Origin of the sequence: Streptomyces sp. NPDC001406 (assembly GCF_042895285.1) — a bacterium.
In the GTDB taxonomy this organism is placed as follows: Bacteria; Actinomycetota; Actinomycetes; order Streptomycetales; family Streptomycetaceae; genus Streptomyces.
The window spans coordinates 607,807-629,569 of sequence record NZ_JBIAWG010000002.1 but is presented as its reverse complement, the minus strand read 5'-3'; the positions used below and the strand labels follow the sequence as shown (position 1 = coordinate 629,569).

Below are 21,763 nucleotides of genomic sequence, written 5' to 3'. Positions count from 1 at the left end.
CCGCCGCAACCGATCCGCCGTCCCCCGGCCCGCCTCGGGCGGGGGACGGCACATGCGTCAAGTGCCGGGCGTTCCGGCGGACGGGAGCCCCGTCAACAGGCGGTGCGCCTCCAGAGCGAGGTGGATCTCGCTCGCCCCCACCGGGTCGGTGGGTGAGCGCCCCGTGAGTTCCAGTACGCGCCGCAGACGGTAGGTCACGGTGTTGCGGTGGCAGTACATCCGGGCGGCCGTCTCGGTGGCGGACCCGCCCGAGGCGAACCACCGGCTTAGTGTTTCCAGCAGCACGTCCCTTTCGTGCGACGGGAGTTCGAGAACGGGGCTGAGCACCTCGCGCACCGCGTGCCGGGCCGAGTCCGGGGCGCTCACCACCATCAGGCGGACCGGTGAGTCGCCGTACGAGACCACCTCGCTGGTGCCTGGCTCGACGCAGGCGCAGGCGAGCCGCGCCTGGCGGAAGGCGCTCGGCACCTGCTCCAGGCCGTGGAAGAGGGTGCTCACCCCCACCCGTCCGGCGCCTCGCCGGCGAATGAGTCCCATGGCCGGGGCAAGGCCCCGGGGAGACCGCAGCGAGAGCAGCCCCACCTGCGCGTCCTCTTCCTGTCGCCAGACCGACCAAATGCCGAGGACCCGCAGCGCGCCCTCCAGGTCGTACAGCGAATCCTCGTCCGCCGGACGTCCCCCGGCCCCGCACTCGGCACTCACCACGGCGAAGACTCCGCGCTGCGGCAGCCGCAGCGCGTCGGCGCACTCCCACAGGTGCGTGCCCTCGTCCAGTCTGCCGTCGAGCAGCGCGGCGAGCAGCAGGCTTCTTACCTGCCGGTCGTGGTGAGCCCTTTCGGTCATGGTCTCGCGGTAGGCCGTCGCCACCGCGTCGGTGAAGGCGTCACTGACCGACCAGACGGCCGTGGCGACGTACGGCATCTCCCGGGTGACGGTGTCTCCCGCCTCGCTCAGGACGCACTCCCACAGGAACCGTCCGGCGAGCCGGTAGGCGTGCGTCACCGCCGACAGCGGCACCCCGTGCTCGGCCTTGAAACGGCCGGTGTCGTGCGGCACGCGCAGGTCGAGGGCGTCCCGGCCCAGCTGGGTGACCATGGAGTGCAGGTTGTCCGCGCAGGAGGTGCGCAACTGGTCGTGCTTCACGTGGCCGTGGTCGCGGTAGGCGTCCTCCTCCTGGGTGATCCGGCAGGTGAGGAGGTCGGCGAACCGGTCGATCCCGGGCAGCAGCACATCGACCAGCCTGCGCATGCCGTCGTCCGTTCGCGCGCCGTCGTCCTCGCGTACACCTTTGTCCTGGGAGATGACAGTCATGGGGGCTCCCGCAGCGAAGTGAGCGGGACCGCCGCGCGGGCGGTCCCACCACGTCGGGCCAGTGGCCCGGTACGGCCGGGCCACTGGCAGAGTAACCACGCGACGTGGCGGTGGCGAGAGGCCGCCGACGTCAGACGCCGGCGACCGCAGTGCCGCGGATGAGGTCGGCCGCCCGCTCCGCGATCATGATCGTCGGCGCGTTGGTGTTGCCCCGGACAACGGTCGGCATGACGGACGCGTCGACCACCCGCAGCCCCGCCACACCGTGCACGCGCAGCTCGTGGTCGACCACCGGGCCGATCGCGCAGGTGCTCGTGGGATGGTAGAGGGTCTGCAGCTCGCGCCGCGCGTACGTCAGGAGGTCGGCGTCGCTGTCGGACGCCGGCGTCAGGAAGTCCGCTCTGCGGTGCGCCCGCAGGGCGGGCCGTCCGACGATGTCCAGCACCAGCCGCAGCGCGCTGACCGCCGTGGCCCGGTCCTCCTCGGTGGTCAGGTAGTTGTGCAGGATGCGCGGCTTCGCGCTGGGCAGCGCCGAACGCAGCAGGACCTTTCCCCTGCTGGTGGGAGCGAGCAGCACCGCACCGATGTGGAAGGCGTGGTCGGTGGCCGCTCCCAGCCCCTCCTGGTGGAACATCGCCGGTACGGCGTGGATCTGCACGTCCGGGGCATCGAGACCGTCGGTGGTCCGGAAGAACCCGCCGCCCTCACCAACGTTGGAGGTGAGGGGCCCGCGGCCCTCGGTCTCCAGCAGCCGCAGGTTTTCGGGAGTCTCGGCGGTGAGCAGGGACTCGGTGTCGGTGAGGTGGACGACGGCCAGGTGCGGATGGTCCTGGAGGTTCTCGCCCACGGGCAGGTCCACCTTGGGCGTGATGCCGAGAGCCGCGAGTTCGTCGGCGACGCCGATCCCGGAGAGCATGAGCAGCTGCGGTGAGTTGTACGCGCCCGCCGAGAGGACGACCTCCCGTTCGCACCGGAGCTCCTGCGTCGCCCCGTCCCGGTCCACCTCGACACCGACGGCCCGTTCCGCGTCGAAGAGGATCCGGGTGCACTGCGCCCCGGTGAGCACGGACAGATTGGGGCGTTCCCTCGCCGGCTTCAGATACGCGGCGGCCGTACTGCACCGCAGGCCCCCGCGCTGGGTCAGCTCGTAGTAGCCGACGCCGTCCTGCTCGGGGCCGTTGAAGTCGGGGTTGAACACGTGGCCCGCCTGCCGCGCCGCCGTCATGAAGGCGTCGACGAGGGGACTGCGGGAGCGTCCGGGGCTGACCGGGAGCGGACCGCCGGCGCCGTGCCACTCGGAGGCCCCGCCGTGGTGGTCCTCGGAGCGCAGGAAGTACGGCAGGACGTCGTCCCAGCCCCAGCCCTTGGCTCCGGCGGCGGCCCAGGAGTCGTAGTCCCGGCGGTTGCCGCGGATGTAGATCATGGCGTTCATCGAGGAGGACCCGCCGAGCATCCGGCCGCGCGGCAGATAGCGCCGACGGTCTCCCAGGCCCGGCTCGGGTTCGGTGAGGTAGTCCCAGTCGTACTTGCTACGGAAGAGCTTGGCGAACGCGGCCGGAACGTGGATCTCCTGCGCGTCGTCGGCCGGGCCGGCCTCCACGAGCAGGACGCGTACCTCCGGGTCCTCGCTGAGCCGGGCGGCGAGCACACAGCCCGCGGATCCAGCGCCGACGATGATGTAGTCGTACATGGTGTGTCCTCTCCCGGGCGCCGGCGGCCGGCGGCCGACAGGCAGTCAGTGCTGGATGGCCTTGGTCTCCAGGAACTCCTCGAAGCCCAGGCGTCCGGCCTCGCGACCCACGCCCGACTGCTTGTAACCACCGAACGGGGCAAGGGGGTTGAAGGCGCCGCCGTTCACGTCGACCATTCCGGCCCGGATCCGCCGGGCAACGGCCCGCGCCCGCTCGAGGTCGCCCGACCACACGGCGCCGGCGAGACCGTAGGGCGTGTCGTTGGCGATGGCGACCGCCTCCTCCTCGGTGTCGTAGGGAAGGATCGACAGCACCGGCCCGAAGATCTCCTCTCGGGCGATGGTCATATCGTTGGTGACGTCGCTGAAGACGGTCGGGGCGACGAAGTAGCCGGGCCCGTCGTGCGGTGCGTCCGGGCCGCCGGTAAGGAGGGTGGCGCCCTCGGCGATCCCGGTCGCGATGTAGTCGCGTACCCGCTTGAGCTGGACGTCGGAGACCATGGGACCGATCCGTGTCTCCTCCTCCTGCGGGTCTCCGACGCGGTAGCCGCGCGCCACCTCGGCGGCGATCCGCCCGGCCTCCTCGAGCTTGTCACGGGGAACGAGCATGCGGGTGAGGGCGATGCAGGTCTGGCCGGAATTGAGGTAGCACTTGGCCACTCCGTCGGCGACCGCGGCCTGGAGGTCGGCGTCGTCCAGGATGATGTTGGGTGACTTGCCGCCGAGTTCGAGCGCCACCTTCTTGACGGTCCCCGCCGCGAGCGCCGCCACCCGGCGGCCGGCCCGGGTCGATCCCGTGAAGGAGACCATCGCCACGTCGGGGTGGTCCACCAGTGCCTCGCCCACCACCGGACCGTATCCGGTGACCACGTTGAACACGCCGGCGGGCAGCCCCACCGACTCGGTGATCTCCGCCAGCAGCATGGCGGACAGGGGGGCGACCTCGGACGGCTTGAGCACGACGGTGCAGCCCGCGGCCAGGGCGAGCGCCACCTTCAGCGAGACCTGGTGGAGCGGAAAGTTCCACGGCGTGATGCAGCCCACGACCCCGACGGGCTCGCGGACGACGTGGGAGTTACCGATCTCCTCGGGCCCGAAGTCGAAGCCGGCCGCCAGGTCGGCGGCGTGTCCGAAGGTGAACACGGGCAGTCCCGACTGCAGGACCCGGCTCTCCTGGACGGGGGTGCCGACCTCGCTCGCCACCAGGCGCGCGATGTCCTCCGCACGCTCCTCCAGCGCCAGGTGGATCCGCCGCAGGTAGTCCGCGCGGACCTCGGGGGCGGCCTGCGACCACGTCTCGAACGCCCGGGCCGCCGCGCGCACCGCCCGGTCGACGTCCTCGGGCGTACCGGCCGGAACCGAGCCGATGACGCGTTCGTCCGCCGGGTTGACGACCTCGATCACCTCGGGGTCCGGCGCCTGCGTCCACTGCCCGTCGATGAAGTGCCCGCTGTATGCCTTCATGGCTGTGCTCCCTTGCCAACTGCCGGCCGGATGTTTCCGGGGCAGTGTGCGCGAGCCGTCATGGCGGGGTCGATGGAGCGGTGAAGCCGGATCGGCCCGCCCGATTGTGCATCTGCACATCCGGCCGGTTCCGAGAGGGGCAGCGGGCCGGAGACGGGGCCTTCCCCGCGTTCGGTCAGCCGGCGTCGGCCCTCGGTGTCCGTGCGACGTCGGCGATCTCGCCGTACTCCTTCTGCAGGTGGTCCGGGCGACCCGCCTGGACCGTCAGGAAGCGGCCGATCCCGAACAGGCCGCTCTTCCTGCGGACGTCGCGCGGCATGCCCACGGTGTAGAGGGACTTGCCCACGAGCCGGAGCTGGATGTTCACGTCGGCCGCGGGGTCGCGCACCGTGCTCGGCGGGTCCCTCCCAGGAGCAGGCGCTGCTCTCCACTGAATCCACACCAGACGTCGATCTGCCGCCGCGTCTGTCACTCAGCATGGCTGGGCGCGCCGAGGACGGACGGGGAACTCATGTCGCAATCGCCCCGAGCACAGCGTAAGCAGCGCCCCTGTCAGGCGCCGAGGAGCGGGTTGGGCAGCGGCAGGTAGCGGGCGTCGGCGCCGTCCGCGCCGGTCCAGCGCAGCAGCAGGTTGGTCTTGCCGGGCAGGGTGGGCGAGGTGAGCAGGGCGGCGATCTCGGGGAGGCGGTGGCGGGCGAGTTCGCGGCGGGCGGCGGGCCAGGGGTCGAGGCCCCGGTGGTGCTCGGTCAGGGCCGCGGCGATCTCGGTCAGATGGTTGACGACCAGGGTGTACACCAGCCGTTCCCACCCGGCGGCCCGGGAGACGTCCGGCAGCAGCTTGACGCCCTCGGCGTCCCGGAACAGCGCCTGCACGGGGGTGCCGGAGGCGTCCACGGCGATCAGGGAGTTCTGCAGATGCGCCTCCAGGACGACGCCGTGGTCCGCGAAGGCCGCCAGGGCCGGTGGCACCACCTGGCTGAGATAGGCCTCCCACCAGGCCTCGGGGTCGGCGGCCGCGGCGAGCGGGTTGCCGTCGAAGCCCTCCGCGAGGCCGGCGGCGAGCAGCGGTGTCGCGCCGGGCAGGAGGCGGTCGCGCAGGCCGTCGCGGACGAGGACGGCCAGTTCCTCGAAGGCGAAGCCCGCGGTGCGGTAGCCGCGGTCGCCCAGCCAGGCGGCGGGCGGGCCGATCCGGGCGAAGGCACGGGTCACGGCCGTGTCGGTGCGGCGCAGTTTCAGCAGGTCGTGGCGCCACAGCCGGCGGATGTCGTTGGTGATGCGCACATCGAGGCTGAATTTCAGGTGGAGGTCGCGGCGCGGCTCGTACAGGGTGCGGATCGCGGCCGTCGGCCAGGTCTCGAACGCGGTCGTGCCCAGCCGCACCAGTCGGCCGTCCGCGAAGGCGGGGGCGAGGTCCGGGCCGACCAGGTCGAGCTGCCAGGGGTGGGCGGGCAGCAGCCGGTAGCCGGGCGGGGCGGTGCCGAGGGCGTCCAGCGCGGAGGTGTCGCCCTCCTCCACGACGGTGTCCTCGCGCACACCGAGCAGCACCAGCGGGAAGCGGGCGTGCGCCTCGGGGGCGTACGGCAGCCAGCCCGCGACGGGGCCGCCACCGCGGGCCTTGGGCGCGGGATGGTAGGGATGGCCGGTGATGAGGGACTGCTCGGAGCGCAGATACGGGTCGTCGGGCGCCGTCGCCCCGGCGCGCGCGGTGAGCAGGGCGGCGACCGCGTCGCGGCTGTCGGCCATCTCGATCGGCAGTTCGTCGTTCGACACCCCGGTGTGCCGGCGCAGCTCGTCCGCGACCAGCTTGACCAGATCGGCGTGGCCGAGGGGCTGCCAGCCGCCGTCCGCGTACACCTCGGGCTCCGTGGGCCGCCGCTCGCCGCGCACACGCAGCAGCCGGCCGCCGCCCGGCAGCCGGTACACCCGCCGCTCCCCGGGCTCCGGGAGCGGCTGGGCCACCTCCCGCAGCAGACAGTTGAGCAGGGACGCGACCGCGTACGCGTCGGCACGCTGTCCGACGTCGTCGCTGGGGGGCATGGAGTCCACGCGTTCCATTCGTTCTCTCGCAGTCCACACGCGTTCTCCTGCAGTCCACACGGCTGCAGTCCACACGGTCCGGCCGCGATCAGTATGTCTGTCGTCGCCGGCAGTCGTTGACCTTCCTGTCCCGTACCCCGAGGAGCCCGTCCGTGCACCGTCCCCCCACCGCCGAGGCGCGGGTCGCCGCCGAGCTGGCCGAGATCCGGCCCTCTCTCGTGCCCCGGTACGCGGCCGAACTGCCCGGTGCCCGGGCGGCCGTGCTGACCCGTCTGTGGCGGGCGCTCGCGCACGAACCGCTGCCTTGGATCACCCGCCGTGTCCGCGGCCCGCGGGGGCTCGCCCTGTGGCTCTGCGACGGTCGCGCGCTGCACGGGCCGCTCGCTGATCCGTACGCGACCACCGCGTACGTCACCGCCGTGCACCTCGGCGGTGTGCCGTACGACGATCCCGCCCGTCTGATGATGGACCTCGCGGTGCCGAACGCGGCGGGTTTCGCGGCCGAACTCGGGCACAGCGCGGCCTCGTTGGCGCTGTCCCGGGCCGGACACCCGGATCGCCCGAAAGAGTGGCCGACGCGGGACTGGGAGTGGGAGCAGCGGGTGGTCGACGGGCATCCGTTCCACCCCAACTGCCGTTCCCGGCCCGGTTTCTCGGTGGCCGAGCAGCTCGCGTACGGCCCGGAGCACGGGCCCGTGGTGGAGCTGGGGACGGTCCCGGTCCGCCCGGAGGAGTGCCTGCTGACGGGAGCCTGGCCCGAGGACATGCGCGAGGGCGGGCAGCTGCTGATCCCGGTGCACCCCTGGCAGGTGGAGCACGTCCTCGAGCGGCCCGTCGACGGCACGCTGCCCGCCCACCCCCTGATGTCCCTGCGGACCCTGGCCCTCCCCGACGGGCCGCACGTCAAGACCGCGCTGAGCACCCGGCTGACGTCCTCGGTGCGGGACATCTCGGAGTACTCGATCGGCATCTCCGCGACTCTGTCGTCCTTCGCGGAGGACCTGGCGGCGCGCACGGACGGGCTGCTGCACATCACCCGGACGCTGGGCGCGGTGACGGCCCACTCGCCGGATCTGGCGGCCGTGCTGCGCGAGTCGCCGCAGCGGTTCGCGGCGCCGGGCGAGTACGTGCTGCCGGTCGGCGCCCTGGCCACCACGGACCTGCCGGACTCCCCCGCCTGGCTGGCCGGTTTCACCCGTCTCGCGCTGACGGTGGGTCTGCGGCTGCTCGAACTGGGCGTGGCCCTGGAGGCGCACGGTCAGAACCTCCTCGTGGTGCTGTCCGCGACGGGCGCCCCGCTGCGCCTGGTCTACCGCGATCTGGCCGACATCCGGGTCAGCCCCGCCCGGCTGACCCGCCACGGCATCGCCCCGCCCGCTCTGACGGGCCGCGTGGTCACGGACGACGAAACGGCCCTGCGCCGCAAGTTGTTCGGCTCCCTGGTGGCGGGCGCGCTGGCGGGCGCGGCGGGTTCCGGCGCCGCTCTCGCCACGGCCCTGGAGACCGCTGTACGGGATCTGCCGCGCACCCCCGATCTGACGGCTCTGCGCGAAGAGCCGCTGCCCGCCAAGGCGTTGACGCTGATGCGGCTGTCGCCTCGGACTCCCGGCGACCAGTGGTTCGGTCTGCCGAACCCGCTCGTTTTGGAGCCCGACACCTCCGGTCAATAGGATCCGCCGATGATCAGAAGACAACGGCTGGCGGCGGGCGTCTGCGCCCTGCTCGCCACCCTGACGGCCGGGATCGCGTTCCCCGCCGGAGCGGTTGCCGACGAGACGGACCAGGCCGCCGCCCCGAAGGTGGAACTGGTCCTCGACGTCAGCGGTTCCATGCGGGCGCGGGACATCGACGGCGGGTCGCGGATGGCCGCGGCGAAGCAGGCGTTCAACGAGGTGCTGGACGCGACGCCCGAGGAGGTCCAGCTCGGCATACGGACGCTGGGCGCCAACTACCGTGGCAACGACCGGAAGACGGGCTGCACGGACACCGCGCAGCTCTATCCGGTCGGCCCGCTGAACCGGACCGAGGCGAAGACCGCGGTGGCAACCCTGGCGCCGACCGGCTGGACGCCGATCGGCCCCGCGCTGCAGAAGGCGGCCACCGATCTCGACGGCGGTGACGGCACCCGCCGTATCGTCCTGATCAGCGACGGCGAGGACACCTGCCAGCCGCTCGATCCGTGCGAGGTGGCCCGCGAGATCGCCGCCAAGGGCATCGGGCTGACCATCGACACGCTCGGTCTGGTGCCGGACGCGAAGACCCGTGACCAGCTCAGCTGTATCGCGGACGCGACGGGCGGCACCTACACCGATGTGCGTCACAAGGAGGAACTCAGCGACAAGGTCGGCCAGTTGGTCGACCGGGCGGCCGATCCGGTGGTGACGCCGGTGGCCACGGAGGGCACGACGCAGTGCTCCAGCGCGCCCGCGCTGAAGTCCGGCCTGTACACGGACCGTGAGGAGTTCGGGCAGCAGCGCTGGTACAAGGTGGACGTCAACCCCGGCCAGGAGCTGCGCGCCTCGGTGAGCGTGGCGGACGACCGGGCCGTCGGCCCCGACTACGGGGTGCTGCTGCGGGCGGTCACGGCGCACGGCCGCGAGATCGTGCGCGGCGAGGCCGCGGGCAACGGCCGTACGGACATGATCTCGACGGGTCTGCGCTACCCGAAGCCCGAGAGCGACGACGACACGGCGAGTGCCGAGACGGTGTGTCTCCAGGTCACCAACTCCTTCTCGGCGGCGGCCGGCGTGAAGACCACGCCGGGTCTGCCGCTGGAGCTGACCGTCGACGTCGTGGACGGCCCGGACAAGGCGGGCGACGTGGCCTCCTTCGGCCTCGGGCGCGGCTGGTGGCTGCTCGGCGCGCTGGTGCTGACCGGCTTCGTCGCGGGTCTGCTGTGGGGCTGGGTGTCGCGCTGGCGGGTCGCGGTCTGGAGGACCAACTGATGCGAATCACACGTGTGCTGAGTGCCGCACTGCTGGCCGTCGGGCTGGCCGCGGGTCCGGCCGTCGCCGACTCCTCTCCGTCCCCGAGCGCCTCGGAGGACGGCAAGGCGCCCACTCAGGCGGGTACGTCCTTCCGTACGGCGGCGGAGATCGACCAGGGGCAGCAGGCCACGGCGGGCGCCTCCACCGGCGACTATCTGTACTGGTCGTTCCCGGCCGACGCCGGTCAGCGGCCCACCGTCAAGGCGACGGTGAAGCTGCCCGAGTCGCACTCCGGGCAGACCTGGCAGATGGACGTGTACGACGGTCTGCGCCGCCGCCAGTCCTGCCAGTACGGCGCCCAGAGCCGCACCGCCGCCCAGGGCGCCGCCTCGGTCGAGCTGGCCTGCGTCCTGCGTACCGTGCGCGCCTGGTCGGAGCCGTGGGCCAACGACCCGCTGCCCGGCACGTACTACATCCGGCTGACGGTGGTGAACCTCGGCTCCGCCGACCTCGGCCAGCCGGTGAGCGCCGAGGTCCGCGTCGACTCCAAGGACATCGGCGGCTCGGCCGCGGTGGACGGCTCGCTGGCCAAGCCGCTGGTCCCCGGGATCGCGGTCAAGTCGGCGGCGGACGACAGCGGTTCGGACTCGTCGAAGTCGGCCGTGCTGTCCGCCATCGAGCCCGACGACGGCTGGTCCTCCGGCTGGTGGACCGACCGCTGGGTGTGGACCGCGATCGGCGGTGTGCTGGCCGCCCTCGCGGGCATCGGCGGGTACGCGCTGACGAGCGGTACGGGACGGCCCTCACGGGTGCCGCCGGGCGCCTGAGCCGCCCCGGGGCCCGCCGCGTCCGCGTGGCGGGCCCTGTCCCTTTCAGGCCCCGTAGCGCCTCAGGCCTCCCGCAGCGCCTTGGCCAGAGTGCTGTCACCGGTCACCGCGATCCGGCCGTCCCGCACCGCGCGCAGCACGCTCAGCTCACCGCGGGTGACGGCCGTGCAGGTGGCGGAGTCGAGGACGAGCCGGGCGTCGGGCTCGGCGGGGGCCGGCCCGTCGCCGTACACGGCGCCTTCCTCCGCTCCCAGGTACAGATGGAAGTCCCCTTCCTCCACATGGACTTCGACGATCCCCTCGCCCTCCAGCCCGCGGGTCAGCGGCAGCGCGAACCAGTGCGCCCGTACGGCGTCGGTGGGCCGCCGCTCCCCCAGCTCGGCCTCGCCCCATGTGCCCAGCGCCTGCAGCACGGGCAGCAGCTCGCGTCCGCGCTCGGTGAGTTCGTAGACGTAGGCCGCGCCGGGCGGAGGCAGCCGGCGCCGGGTCGCGAGGCCGTCGCGCTCCATGTCCTTCAGCCGTGAGGCGAGTACGTCCGTGCTGACCCCCGGCAGATCCGCGTGCAGGTCCGTGTAGCGGCGGGGACCGGCGAGCAGCTCCCGGACGATCAGCAGGGTCCAGCGGTCGCCGACCAGGTCGAGCGCGCGGGCTGCGGAACAGTACTGGTCGTAGCTTCGGCGAGGTGACATGCGGCGCAGTCTAGACGTGTTGTTGGACTTTCCAAGCTCGAACTTGGTAAAACCAAGCATCACGAGTTCCTGGAGGGGCGCATGGAGTTCCGGCAGTCGAACAAGCTCAGCGAGGTCTGTTACGAGATCCGCGGCCCGGTGATCGAGCACGCCAACGCGCTGGAGGAGGCGGGCCACAGCGTGCTGCGCCTGAACACCGGCAACCCGGCGCTCTTCGGCTTCGAGGCGCCGGAGGAGATCCTCCAGGACATGATCCGGATGCTCCCGCAGGCGCACGGCTACACGGACTCGCGCGGCATCCTCTCCGCGCGCCGCGCCGTGGCCCAGCGCTACCAGAGCCTGGGCCTGCAGGTCGGCGTCGACGACGTGTTCCTCGGCAACGGCGTCTCCGAACTGGTGTCGATGGCCGTCCAGGCGCTGGTGGAGGACGGCGACGAAATCCTCATCCCCGCACCGGACTTCCCACTGTGGACGGCCGTGACGACCCTCGCGGGCGGCAAGGCGGTCCACTATGTGTGCGACGAACAGGCCGACTGGAACCCGGACCTGGACGACATCGCCTCGAAGATCACCGATCGCACCAAGGCCGTCGTCATCATCAACCCGAACAACCCCACCGGGGCGGTCTACCCGAAGGAGGTCGTCGAGGGCATCCTCGACCTCGCCCGCCGCCACGGCCTGATGGTCTTCGCCGACGAGATCTACGACCAGATCCTGTACGACGACGCCGTCCACCACTCGGCCGCCGCGCTCGCTCCCGACCTGGTCGTCCTCACCTTCTGCGGGCTCTCGAAGACGTACCGGGTGGCGGGCTTCCGCTCGGGCTGGCTGTGCGTCACCGGTCCCAAGCAGCACGCGAAGGACTATCTGGAGGGCCTGACCATGCTGGCCTCCATGCGCCTGTGCGCCAACGCGCCCGCGCAGTACGCCATCCAGGCCGCGCTCGGCGGGCGCCAGTCCATCCGCGAACTCGCCGCTCCGGGCGGCCGGTTGTACGAGCAGCGGAACGTGGCCTGGGAGAAGCTGAACGAGATCCCGGGCGTGTCCTGCGTCAGACCCAAGGGCGCGCTGTACGCCTTCCCGCGCCTCGACCCCAAGGTGCACAAGATCCACGACGACGAGAAGTTCGTCCTCGACCTGCTGCTCCGTGAGAAGATCCAGGTCGTCCAGGGCACCGGCTTCAACTGGCCCGCTCCGGACCACTTCCGCATCCTCACCCTCCCGCACGCGGAGGACCTGGAGGCCGCGATCGGCCGGATCGGACGGTTCCTGAGCGGATACCGGCAGTAACGCCCGACTCGCCCGGCACCGGGCCCGTCTCCCCGTGCCCGGTGGGCCATCGGCGGATTCGGGCCAGGCCTGAGAGCATGCGCCGAGCGACGCTGGGGCCGCCGGTGGCCCAGATCTGCCACTCGGCACCTGTGAGCATCGCCCGCCCTTCACCGACGCGCCCCCGAGAACGACCGTCCGGCCCAGTCCGTCCTGCGCGGCGCCGCGACCGTGTGACACGGTGCTGAGTAGTGGAACAGGAAGGGCAGGGCCGTGGGTGACCTCTTTCTCGTCCGGCACGGTGAGACCGAGTGGTCGCGGTCCGGACGGCACACCGGCTGGACGGACGTACCCCTCACCGAGCACGGGCGGGAGGAGGCGCGCCGACTGGTGCCGCTGATCCGCTCGCACCACATCGGCGCCACCTTCGTCAGCCCCCTGCAACGGGCCCGGGAGACCGCCGAACTCATCGGGATCCCCGACGCCCGGGTCGACAGCGACCTGCGCGAATGGGACTACGGCGGCTACGAGGGCGTCACCACGGTCGAGATCCAGCGCACCCGGCCCGACTGGTTCCTGTTCACGGACGGGGTCGCGCCGGGCCCGCCCGAGCACCCCGGGGAGACTCCGGAGCAGGTCGGGGAGCGTGCCGACCGGATGCTCGGCAAGGTGGACGCCGCCCTCGCCAACACCGAGGGTGTCGTCCTCCTCGTCGCCCACGGCCACTTCCTGCGCGTCCTCACCGCCCGCCGCCTCGGCCTGCGCCCGCAGCACGGGGCCCTGTTCCAGCTGGCGACGGGCACGCTGTGCCGGCTCGGCACGGAGCACGGGCGGCCGGTGGTGGCGGGGTGGAACGTCCGGCCGCGCACCTGACCCGGACGGCTGCGGCAGCCGGTGGCCCCGGCAGGTTGTCAGACACCAGCCGGTTGTCAGACCCCGGTCGTACTCTTCGAATGAGCCGTCCACCGGATGGGCCGTCCGCCGGAGAGGAGCACGCCGTGGCACGACCGCCGAGCGCCGCGCAGCGGCGTGTCATCGATGCCGCCGATCCGGTCACCGGTCTGCTGCGGGGTACGGAGGCGCAGCTCGCGGCGCTGGTGAGGCACGGTCTCGCCTTCCGGCACCCGCGTCCGCCGCACGATCACTTCCTGACACCGGCGGGGCATCGCATACGGGAGGCGGTGCCGGCGGCCGCCGCCGAACCGGTCGAGCCGTCACCCGCCGACGGGGTGTTCGCGGCCCGCGTCGGCGATCCGCAGGAGTCGGCGTCCGGCTCCGGCCCGGAGCGGGTGCGTGAGGTGCACAGCGCCTGGCAGGGCCTGCTGGAGCTGCGGCGGATGACCAATCCGGACGGTGCCACGGACCGGCCGTGCGGGTGGGAGCGTACGCATCTGGTGCGGGCCGCCGCGCTCGCCCTGGAGGCGGCCGGGCACCGTCCGGCGGGGCAGGACGCCGACGGGTACCGGGTGCGCGCCACCCCGCAGCCAGAGGCGGTCGCCGTGTACGCGCCGGACGGCGAGGCGCTGCGCGCGTGCGCGGCCACGCTTGAGGGCGTGGGCTGGCAGGCCGGCGAGTACACGGAGCCGCGGACGAGGGTGCGTTATCTGCTGGCGTCCCCGCGCCGGGTGTGAGCGGCGTGCCAGGATCGGGGGATCAGTGCGTCGTACACGAGAAGAGGAAGTCGTGAGTGAACCGTATTCCGTCCGCGTGACCGTCCGCGGGTACGAGACCGACGTGCAGGGTCACCTCAACCAGGCGGTGTACGTCAACTACGCGGAGCACGCCCGCTGGTCTCTGCTCAAGGACGCCGGGGTGTCCCAGGCCCAGCTCGCCGGCCGGGGCGTGGGCCCGGTGGCGCTGGAGACGACGATCCGTTATCGGCGCGAGCTGCTCACGGGCGACGAGGTCGATGTGACCTGCGAGTTCGAGTGGGGCACGGGCAAGACCTTCCGGATCCGTCAGGAGATACGCAAGGCCGACGGCACGGTGGCGGCCGAGCTCACCGCGGTCGGCGGAATCATGGACCTGAAGGCGAGAAAGCTGGTCGCCGACCCGCGCGAGGTATTCAAGGAACTGGCGACGGATCTCGGCCTCTTCGGCCTCTGACCGCCGGGTCCTGGCCGCGGGGGTGCCACGACCGCGGGCGTGACCGGAGACGGGGCGGCGGGACCGGTGGCCCCGCCGCTCTGCCTCACGTCCCGGCGAACGCCTCCCTGTGGTCCTGGGCCCACTCCCGGTACGCCCGGGCCGGCCTTCCCAGCAGCTCCGGTACGTCGTCGGTGACGACCGCGTTGCCGCCCTTGCGGACGAAGGCGGTGCCGGCCAGGATGCCTGCCGCCTGCGCGTCGTCGAAGCCCCAGGCGGTGAGCAGGTGCTCGCGTGTCTCGTCCGGCGACAGGTCCCACGTGGTGACCGGGCGGCCGAGGACCGAGGCAAGCACGGCTGCCTGCGGCCACCCCCTGCCAGGCAGGCCCCCGCCCCTGAATTCGGATGCGGGGAACCGCTCCCGCCTGCGATGCTCCGGTCCCATGCCCGCACGACGCATCAAGCCGAGTCTGTACATCTCCGTCGACATCGAGGCGGACGGCCCGATCCCCGGCCCCTACTCCATGCTGAGCCTGGGCGCCGCCGTCGCCGGTGCGCAGGACGCCGACGGATTCACCGCCGCCGACCCCGAGCGGCTGACCTTCTATCGCGAACTGCGGCCGATCAGCGATGAGTTCGTGCCCGAGGCCCTCGCGGTGAGCGGACTCGACCGGGATCGGCTGAGGTCCGAGGGAGCGGAACCCGCCCTCGCGCTGGCCGAGTTCTCCGAGTGGGTCCGGGAGGTGAGCGCGGGTGCCCAGCCGGTGATGTGCGGCTACCCGGCCTCGTACGACTGGACGTTCCTGTACTGGTATCTGATCCGCTTCACCGGGGCGAGCCCCTTCGGTCACTCGGGCTGCCTGGACATGAAGACGCTGTACGCGACGAAGGCCCGCCTTCCGCTGCGGGCCGTCGCCAAGGGGACGATGCCCCGGCACCTCCTGTCGCGGCGCCGCCACACGCATCACGCGCTGGACGACGCCGTCGAGCAGGCCGAGTTGCTCGCCAATCTCATGCTGTGGCCGGGTCCCGGGTCGGGACCGGTACCTGATTGAAGCCGTAGTACAGGGCGATGAGCCCGTGTGCGGCGAGGGTGAGAGGGGCCGAGACGAAGGCCAGGCCGACCGTGACCGGGTAGGCCAGGGAGCCCAGTGCGAAGCGGGCGCGGGTCGCCCGGGCCGCATCGGCGTCGACCCGGGCGTCGAAGAGATGGCCCGTGCGGGTCAGATGCCACCACAGCGCCTGGAAGGTGGCGGCCATCAGCACCATCACCAAGCTGTAGACCGCCGCCGCCACATGCGAGGCCCTGTCCTCGCGCAGGTACTCCGCGAGCATCGCCGTCGGCCAGGGCACGGCGGCCACCACCATCAGCACCAGCAGGTTCAGGAACATCAGCGTCCGGTCGACACGGGCCACGTAGCTGAACACCTGGTGGTGGTTGACCCACATGATGCCGATGACCAGGAAGCTCACCACATAGGCGGCGTACGACGGCCACTGCGCGCCCAACGCATGCCACAGGCCGCCGTGTTCGCCGACCTCGGGCACCTTGATCTCAAGGATGAGCAGGGTGATGGCGATGGCGAAGACACCGTCGCTGAAGGCCTCGACCCGGCCGGACTCACTCGTCATGGCACACAGGGTGCCCCATCGGCCACCAGTTCCTCACCCGCTTCCATCGGATGCGTCACGTCCCGTGCCTCCTGGTCCTTGCCCAGGTGGTTGAAGACGAGGTTGAGGAGGACGGCGGCCACACAGCCCGTGGAGATGCCCGAGTCGAGGACGATCTTCGCAGTCTGGGGGAACGCGTGGTAGAACTCCGGCTCGGTGATGGGGATGAGGCCGACGGCGAGCGAGACCGCGACGATCAGGACGTTGTTGTCCTTCTCCAGGCCGGCCCGCACCAGGGTCTGGATGCCGCTCGCGGCGACCGAGCCGAACAGCACCACGCCCGCTCCGCCCAGCACGGGTCGCGGTACGGCGGCGATGAGCGAGGCCGCCATGGGGCACAGTCCCATCAGAACCAGGAAGCCGCCGCCGGTGGCGACGACGAAGCGGCTGCGGACGCGGGTCATCGCGACCAGGCCGATGTTCTGCGCGAAGGCGCTGCACATGAAGCCGTTGAAGAGCGGGCTGAGGGCCGAGCCGAGGGTGTCGGCGCGCAGGCCCGCGGCGATGGTCCGCTCGTCCGCGGGGCGTTCCACGATCTCGCCCAACGCCAGCATGTCGGCGGTCGATTCGGTCATCGAGACCACCATCACCACGCACATGGACAGGATCGCGGCGAGCTGGAACTGCGGCGCCCCGAAGTGGAACGGGGTCGGGAAGCCGACGACGTCCGCGTGCGTGACCGGGCCGAAGTCCGTGACGCCGAAGGGGATCGCGACGAGCGTCCCGACGACGAGGCCGAGCAGGACGGCGATCTGCTTGACGAAGCCGCGGGTGAAGCGGCGCAGCGCGAGGACGATCAGCAGGGTGATGCCCGCGAGGGTGAGATAGGTCGTCGAACCGTAGTCGTCCGCGGCCGGGTCGGGACCCTGCGCCCAGCCGAAGGCCACCGGGAGCAGCGAGACGCCGATCAGCGTGATGACCGTGCCGGTGACCACCGGCGGGAAGAAGCGGACCGCCTTGCTGAAGAAGGGGGCCACCAGGAAGCCGAGAAGTCCGGCGACGATCACCGCGCCGAAGATGACCGGCAGGGCGTCGGACTTGTCCTTGGTCGAGGCGACGATCGCGGTCATGGGGGCGACACCGGCGAAGGTGACCCCGTTGACGAAGGGCAGCCGGGCGCCGATCTTCCAGATGCCGAGGGTCTGCAGAAAGGTGGCGAGGCCGGCGGTGAACAGACAGGCGCCGGTGAGGAAGGTGAGTTCGGTGCCGTTCAGGCCTACGGCGGCGCCGACGATCAGGGGCGGGGCGACGACTCCCGCGTACATGGCGGCCACGTGCTGCAGCCCGGTGGTCGCCATCTTGAGGGCGGGGAGTTTCTCGTCGACGGGGTGGCGCTGGACATCGGGGTGAGCGGACACGGCGGCTCCTCCGGTCGGTTGACACGTCGGCTTCGACGCGGGTTTCAGGGAGGTGGTGCGCGGGCATGGGGGCACCTCCCTGCTCGAGCGCAGCCGAGAGCTTGGGGGAGGGACCGAAGACCCGGGTTCACGGGTCGGGACGGGGACCGTCCCGGGGCGTGCGCGTTCACGCACGCCCCGGACGCGGCCGCCATGGACCCCGCTCGGGTCCACGGCTTCCGGCCGGGAGCCGTCCCTCCTGGCCGGAGTCCTTCGGTTGTTCAGCCCTGGGCGGCGATCCGTGCCAGGCGCTGGGCCTCGTCCCGCGTGGAGCGGGCGATGGCGTCCTCGTCGACGTGCAGCAGACGGCCGTGCTCGACGATCTGCCGGCCGTTCACGAACGAGGCGGTGACCGGTGCCGCCGCGCCGAAGACCAGCGCGGTCACCGGGTCGGCGATGGAGGCGTGGGCGAGGGTGTCCAGCTTCCAGAGCACCAGGTCGGCGAGCTTGCCCGGCTCCAGGGAGCCGGTCTCGGCGGCCCGGCCGAGGACTTGGGCGCCGCCGTAGGTGCCGAGGCGCAGCGCCTGCCGGGCGTTCAGGGCGGCCTCGCGGTGGGTGCCGAGGCGGTTGATGAGCAGCGCGTTGCGCAGCTCGGTGTGGAGTTCGCCGGACTCGTTGGAGGCGGTGCCGTCGACGCCGAGGCCGACCGGGACGCCGGCCGCCAGCATGTCCGGGACGCGGGCGATGCCCGCCGCCAGGCGCGCGTTGGAGGAAGGGCAGTGGGCGACGCCCGTCTTCGTACGGGCGAAGGCGGCGATGTCGGAGTCGTTCATATGGACGCAGTGGGCCATCCACACGTCCTCGCCGAGCCAGCCGGTGGACTCGAAGTAGTCGGTGGGGCCCATGCCGAACAGCTCGTGGCAGAACTTCTCCTCCTCGACCGTCTCCGAGCCGTGGGTGTGCAGGCGCACGCCGAGGCGGCGGGCCAGCTCGGCACCTTCACGCAGGAGTTCGGTGGAGACGGAGAACGGCGAGCAGGGGGCGACGGCGACCTGGGTCATCGCCTCGAAGGAGGCGTCGTGGTGCTCCTTGACGGTCTGCTCGGTCGCGGCGAGAGCTCCCTCCAGCGTCTCGACGGCGAAGTCCGGGGGCAGGCCGCCGTCCTTCTCGCTGCGGTCCATGGAGCCGCGGGCGAGGGTGAAGCGGACGCCCGTCTCACGGGCGGCGCGGATGATGGCGCCGGACAGGTCGCCGGAGTCCTTCGGGTAGACGTAGTGGTGGTCCATGGCGGTGGTCACGCCGCCGCGGGCCATCATCGCCAGGGACCCCTGGGCGGCCGCGTAGACCATCGGCTCGTCGATGCGCGCCCAGGTCGGGTAGAGCGCGACCAGCCAGTCGAAGAGGTTGTGGTCGGTGGCCAGGCCCCGGGTGATCCACTGGTAGAAGTGGTGGTGGGTGTTGATCAGACCGGGGGTCACGAGGTGGCCGGAGGCGTCGATGCGCCGTACGACGTTCTCCAGGCCCTCGGGGGCCTTGCCCGCGCCGAGCGACTCGATGCGACGGCCGGCGATGACGACATGACCGGTGGTGTACTCGGTGTCGTGCGCGTCGACCGTGGCGATCGAACAGTTCTCGATGACGATGCGCTGGGCTGCTGCCATGGTTCGTCCTTTGCGCTGTTTCGAAGGGGGCACGGCAGGACCCTGGGAGTTTGAGTGCCGCGGCCGGGAGCGGGTGGAGCGGGGCTCTCCGGCCGCGGGTGCCGAAAGTGGGTGCTTACAGGTTGGTGAGGTCGACCGGGATCTTCGGCTCGCAGCCGTCCCGCACGACGGTGGCCTCGATGAGGCCGTAGGGGCGGTCGGCGGCGAAGTAGACCTCATTGTCGTTCTTCAGCCCGAAGGGCGTCAGGTCGACGAGGAAGTGGTGCTTGTTCGGCAGCGAGAAGCGGACCTCGTCGATCTCGCTGCGGTTGTTGATGATGCGCGCGCCCATCTGGTACAGCGTCTGCTGCAGCGACAGCGAGTACGTCTCGGCGAAGGCCTGGAGCATGTGCTTCTTCGTCTGCTCGTAGGACTTCTCCCAGTGGGGCATCTTCTGCTCGTCGTCGGTCCAGTTGAACCGCCAGCGGCCGGAGACCTGGGTGGCCAGGATGCGGTCGTGCGCCTCCTGGAGCGTCGTGTACTTGTCCTTGACGTAGCCCCAGAACTCGGAGTTGGTCGAGTTCATCACGACCAGGTCCTTGAGGCCGGAGATGACCTCCCACCGCTCACCGTCGTAGGTGATCTGGGTCAGCCGGGTCTCCTGGCCCTGGCGCACGAAGGAGTGCTTGACCTCGTCCGCCCCGATGAACCTGGAGTTGGCGTCGGAGGCCTCGATCCGCTCCCAGGCGTACTCCTCGATGCGGATACGGGCCCGGTGGATCGGCTCCTGGCTCGTCACGAAGTGGCGGGCGAGATGGATGCCGAACTGCTCGGCGGACTCGATGCCGTACTCCTTGGCGAACGCGTACACCGTGTTCTTGGTGGTGTCCGTCGGCAGGACGTTGGCGTTCGAGCCGGAGTAGTGGACCTCGTCCATGTCGCCGGAGAGCGCCACGGAGACGTTGAGGTCCTTGATGTGGTGGGTTGCGCCGTCCCGCGTGATCTTTACGACTCGGTTCTCGGCCTTGCCGTACTGGTTCTGTCCCAGGATCACAGGGCGGGCGGGCCGGGAATTGTCAGTCATGTTTCTGCTAGCTCCCTCGGTAAACGGAGTAGCCGAACGGGTTGAGCAGCAGCGGTACGTGGTAGTGCTCCCCGGGGTTCACGGCGAAGGTGATCGCCACCTCGGGGAAGAACACGGCACCGCTGTCCCGATTCGCGGGGGCGTCCTGCTGCGCATCGGCTTGCTTCTTCACAGATTGTCCGAAGTACGGTTCGACCGCGAAGTCGAGCCGTACGTGGGTCGTCCCCTCCGGCAGGTCCGGAAGGTCCTTGCACCGCCCGTCCGCGTCGGTCGCGGAGCCGCCGAGCGCCTGCCAGGCGGCGCCTGGGCCGCTGCGGGCCGCGAGCTGTACGGCGACGCCCTCGGCGGGGCGGCCGACGCTCGTGTCCAGGATGTGCGTGGACACGGAAGCGGTGGTGCTGGTGCTCATGCTGCTCTCAGTCCTCTTCGACGATGCGGGCGAGCCGGATACGGTTGATCCTGCCCAGCTCGGTGCGGACGATCTCCCGCTCCTGCTCCGGCGAGTTGCCGATCCGCTCCTTGAGCGCGTCGCGCATCTGCTCGCCGGTTCTGCCGGTGGCGCAGATGAGGAAGACATGGCCGAACCTGTCCTGGTAGGCGAGGTTCAGTTCGAGCATCTCCGCCTTGAGCTCCTCGGAGGCGCCGGCCATGCCGCGCTGCTCCCGGGCGGAGGTCGGGTCGCCGGGCTTGGGGCGGCCGATGGGCGGGTGCCCGGCCATCGCCTCCGCGAGGTCGTCGCGGGTCAGCTCGGCCATGGCGGCGTCACCGGCTTCGTAGAGGGCGTCGGCGGTGGCGTACGGGCGGGCGGCGAGCAGCCGCCGGACCCATGCCGTGGAGGCGCACGCCTCGTGGAGGACGGCGAAGGCCGCGGGCTCCTCCAGGACGTTGAACCGGGCCAGGCCCGTGGGCGTTGAAGTGGAAGTCACGGGAGCCTCCGTGGCCGTGAACGGCCTTCGTGCTGAACGGGCTGCGAACAGCTAACGCCCTCAGAAACACGACGTCAACACTTTGTTGAAAATTCCGCGTTACAAGCCCGGCGGGGGCGTTCAGCCCTGCTTCTCGCGGTTCAGGTAGTTGTAGACGGTGAAGCGGCTCACCCCGAGCGCGCTCGCCACGGTCTCCACGCCGTGCCGTACCGAGAAGGCGCCGCGCGCCTCCAGTATGCGTACGACCTCCTGCTTGGCCTTGCGGTCCAGATCGGCCAGGGGCTTGCCCTTCTTGCGCTCCATGGCCGCCAGGATGTGGTCGAGGGAGTCGGCGAGCTGGGGCAGGCGTACGGCGACCGCGTCGACGCCCTCCCAGGCGAGCACGACGTCGTCGGGGCCGGCCTCGTCCGGCGGGAGCAGCTCCCCGCCCATGGCGTCGACCAGCGGCTTCACGGCCGTGATGAAGGGCTCGTCCTTGCCGGTCACTCGCCCTCCTCGATGACATTGACCTGCAGCGAGATCCGGGTGGCGCCGGCCTCCAGGGACTTGCGCAGCAGCGCGTCCACGGCGGTCAGCACCTCGTCGGCGCCACCCTCCGCGGTGTTGCCGAACGGGCCGACGTCGACCGCGTCCAGCTGCGCCGCCCCGATCACCTCGCGGGCCGCCAGCGCGTGCGCGGGCGCCTCGTCCAGATCGAAGGGCTCGGTGGTGAACTCAACTTTCAGTCGCACTGTGCCCCCATGGCATCCGCTCCGACCCGCGCGTTCCGCCAGGCCCACGACCGGGGTGCGAACACCCCGCCCGCT

Annotated in this window: 23 protein-coding genes; 8 read left to right on the top strand and 15 right to left on the bottom strand. The window is 71.4% G+C overall.

The window, feature by feature from the left end; translation table 11 throughout:
* Positions 1-57 precede the first annotated feature (57 nt).
* From ACFY1J_RS06920 to ACFY1J_RS06900, 5 genes are all read right to left on the bottom strand, one after another.
* Entirely contained in the window at positions 58-1,311 is a 1,254-nt protein-coding gene (locus tag ACFY1J_RS06920; RefSeq protein WP_390707213.1) for a PucR family transcriptional regulator, read from the bottom strand.
* A 130-nt stretch (positions 1,312-1,441) separates the two neighbouring features.
* Positions 1,442-3,001 (bottom strand): GMC family oxidoreductase, encoded by a 1,560-nt coding sequence (locus ACFY1J_RS06915; protein ID WP_390707214.1) that lies wholly within the window; start codon positions 2,999-3,001, stop codon positions 1,442-1,444.
* Between the two features lie 45 nt (positions 3,002-3,046).
* Positions 3,047-4,465, bottom strand: a complete 1,419-nt coding sequence (locus tag ACFY1J_RS06910; RefSeq protein ID WP_263214032.1) for an aldehyde dehydrogenase family protein — start codon at positions 4,463-4,465, stop codon at positions 3,047-3,049.
* A 175-nt stretch (positions 4,466-4,640) separates the two neighbouring features.
* Complete coding sequence (locus tag ACFY1J_RS06905; RefSeq protein ID WP_390707215.1) at positions 4,641-4,853, bottom strand: hypothetical protein; 213 nt, start codon at positions 4,851-4,853, stop codon at positions 4,641-4,643.
* Positions 4,854-5,017: 164 nt separating this feature from the next.
* Positions 5,018-6,520, bottom strand: coding sequence for an IucA/IucC family protein (locus ACFY1J_RS06900; protein ID WP_390707216.1), 1,503 nt, complete (start codon positions 6,518-6,520; stop codon positions 5,018-5,020).
* Between the two features lie 134 nt (positions 6,521-6,654).
* Between ACFY1J_RS06900 and ACFY1J_RS06895 the strand changes: the two genes are divergently transcribed.
* The 3 genes from ACFY1J_RS06895 to ACFY1J_RS06885 are packed head-to-tail and all read left to right on the top strand — an operon-like array spanning position 6,655 to position 10,256.
* On the top strand, positions 6,655-8,172 hold the full coding sequence (locus ACFY1J_RS06895) for an IucA/IucC family protein (protein ID WP_390707217.1): 1,518 nt from the start codon (positions 6,655-6,657) through the stop codon (positions 8,170-8,172).
* Between the two features lie 9 nt (positions 8,173-8,181).
* Positions 8,182-9,447, top strand: coding sequence for a VWA domain-containing protein (locus ACFY1J_RS06890; RefSeq protein WP_390707218.1), 1,266 nt, complete (start codon positions 8,182-8,184; stop codon positions 9,445-9,447).
* A complete protein-coding gene (locus ACFY1J_RS06885) occupies positions 9,447-10,256 on the top strand; it encodes a hypothetical protein (RefSeq protein WP_390707219.1) in 810 nt (269 codons plus the stop codon). Before ACFY1J_RS06890 ends, ACFY1J_RS06885 begins: the two co-directional genes overlap by 1 nt.
* Positions 10,257-10,318: 62 nt before the next feature.
* Here ACFY1J_RS06885 and ACFY1J_RS06880 read toward each other — a convergent pair whose 3' ends face one another.
* Entirely contained in the window at positions 10,319-10,945 is a 627-nt protein-coding gene (locus tag ACFY1J_RS06880) for a winged helix-turn-helix transcriptional regulator (protein WP_390707220.1), read from the bottom strand.
* Between the two features lie 81 nt (positions 10,946-11,026).
* On the opposite strand from ACFY1J_RS06880, the gene ACFY1J_RS06875 reads away from it, so the two are divergent.
* From ACFY1J_RS06875 to ACFY1J_RS06860, 4 genes are all read left to right on the top strand, one after another.
* Positions 11,027-12,235, top strand: a complete 1,209-nt coding sequence (locus ACFY1J_RS06875; protein ID WP_390730802.1) for a pyridoxal phosphate-dependent aminotransferase — start codon at positions 11,027-11,029, stop codon at positions 12,233-12,235.
* Between the two features lie 252 nt (positions 12,236-12,487).
* Positions 12,488-13,087: a histidine phosphatase family protein gene (locus tag ACFY1J_RS06870; RefSeq protein WP_390730801.1), complete on the top strand. Its 600-nt coding sequence runs from the start codon at positions 12,488-12,490 to the stop codon at positions 13,085-13,087.
* A gap of 125 nt (positions 13,088-13,212) precedes the next feature.
* The gene (locus tag ACFY1J_RS06865) at positions 13,213-13,845 is read left to right on the top strand and encodes a hypothetical protein (RefSeq protein WP_390730800.1); all 633 of its coding nucleotides are present in this window, start codon (positions 13,213-13,215) and stop codon (positions 13,843-13,845) included.
* A 52-nt stretch (positions 13,846-13,897) separates the two neighbouring features.
* The gene (locus tag ACFY1J_RS06860) at positions 13,898-14,320 is read left to right on the top strand and encodes an acyl-CoA thioesterase (RefSeq protein ID WP_390730799.1); all 423 of its coding nucleotides are present in this window, start codon (positions 13,898-13,900) and stop codon (positions 14,318-14,320) included.
* Between the two features lie 85 nt (positions 14,321-14,405).
* Here ACFY1J_RS06860 and ACFY1J_RS06855 read toward each other — a convergent pair whose 3' ends face one another.
* Positions 14,406-14,654 carry a hypothetical protein gene (locus ACFY1J_RS06855; protein WP_390730798.1) on the bottom strand — a complete coding sequence of 83 codons (249 nt, stop codon included), beginning with the start codon at positions 14,652-14,654 and terminating at the stop codon, positions 14,406-14,408.
* An 88-nt stretch (positions 14,655-14,742) separates the two neighbouring features.
* Here ACFY1J_RS06855 and ACFY1J_RS06850 point away from each other — a divergent pair, with 88 nt between their 5' ends.
* Positions 14,743-15,354: a 3'-5' exoribonuclease domain-containing protein gene (locus ACFY1J_RS06850; protein ID WP_390707226.1), complete on the top strand. Its 612-nt coding sequence runs from the start codon at positions 14,743-14,745 to the stop codon at positions 15,352-15,354.
* Here ACFY1J_RS06850 and ACFY1J_RS06845 read toward each other — a convergent pair.
* From ACFY1J_RS06845 to ACFY1J_RS06810, 8 genes are all read right to left on the bottom strand, one after another.
* The gene (locus tag ACFY1J_RS06845) at positions 15,311-15,931 is read right to left on the bottom strand and encodes a TMEM175 family protein (RefSeq protein WP_390707227.1); all 621 of its coding nucleotides are present in this window, start codon (positions 15,929-15,931) and stop codon (positions 15,311-15,313) included. The genes ACFY1J_RS06850 and ACFY1J_RS06845 overlap by 44 nt on opposite strands.
* Positions 15,928-17,328 carry a nucleobase:cation symporter-2 family protein gene (locus ACFY1J_RS06840; protein ID WP_390707228.1) on the bottom strand — a complete coding sequence of 467 codons (1,401 nt, stop codon included), beginning with the start codon at positions 17,326-17,328 and terminating at the stop codon, positions 15,928-15,930. Before ACFY1J_RS06840 ends, ACFY1J_RS06845 begins: the two co-directional genes overlap by 4 nt.
* Positions 17,329-17,588: 260 nt before the next feature.
* Positions 17,589-18,968 (bottom strand): 8-oxoguanine deaminase, encoded by a 1,380-nt coding sequence (locus ACFY1J_RS06835; protein ID WP_390707229.1) that lies wholly within the window; start codon positions 18,966-18,968, stop codon positions 17,589-17,591.
* Between the two features lie 115 nt (positions 18,969-19,083).
* Entirely contained in the window at positions 19,084-20,031 is a 948-nt protein-coding gene (pucL, locus tag ACFY1J_RS06830; RefSeq protein WP_390707230.1) for a factor-independent urate hydroxylase, read from the bottom strand.
* A gap of 7 nt (positions 20,032-20,038) precedes the next feature.
* Positions 20,039-20,440, bottom strand: coding sequence for a hydroxyisourate hydrolase (gene uraH, locus ACFY1J_RS06825; RefSeq protein ID WP_390707231.1), 402 nt, complete (start codon positions 20,438-20,440; stop codon positions 20,039-20,041).
* A gap of 7 nt (positions 20,441-20,447) precedes the next feature.
* Positions 20,448-20,957: a 2-oxo-4-hydroxy-4-carboxy-5-ureidoimidazoline decarboxylase gene (gene uraD, locus ACFY1J_RS06820; protein ID WP_390707232.1), complete on the bottom strand. Its 510-nt coding sequence runs from the start codon at positions 20,955-20,957 to the stop codon at positions 20,448-20,450.
* A 120-nt stretch (positions 20,958-21,077) separates the two neighbouring features.
* Positions 21,078-21,443 (bottom strand): helix-turn-helix domain-containing protein, encoded by a 366-nt coding sequence (locus tag ACFY1J_RS06815; RefSeq protein ID WP_390707233.1) that lies wholly within the window; start codon positions 21,441-21,443, stop codon positions 21,078-21,080.
* On the bottom strand, positions 21,440-21,688 hold the full coding sequence (locus tag ACFY1J_RS06810) for a hypothetical protein (RefSeq protein WP_390707234.1): 249 nt from the start codon (positions 21,686-21,688) through the stop codon (positions 21,440-21,442). The genes ACFY1J_RS06815 and ACFY1J_RS06810 overlap by 4 nt, the downstream gene beginning before the upstream one ends.
* Positions 21,689-21,763: the final 75 nt, after the last annotated feature.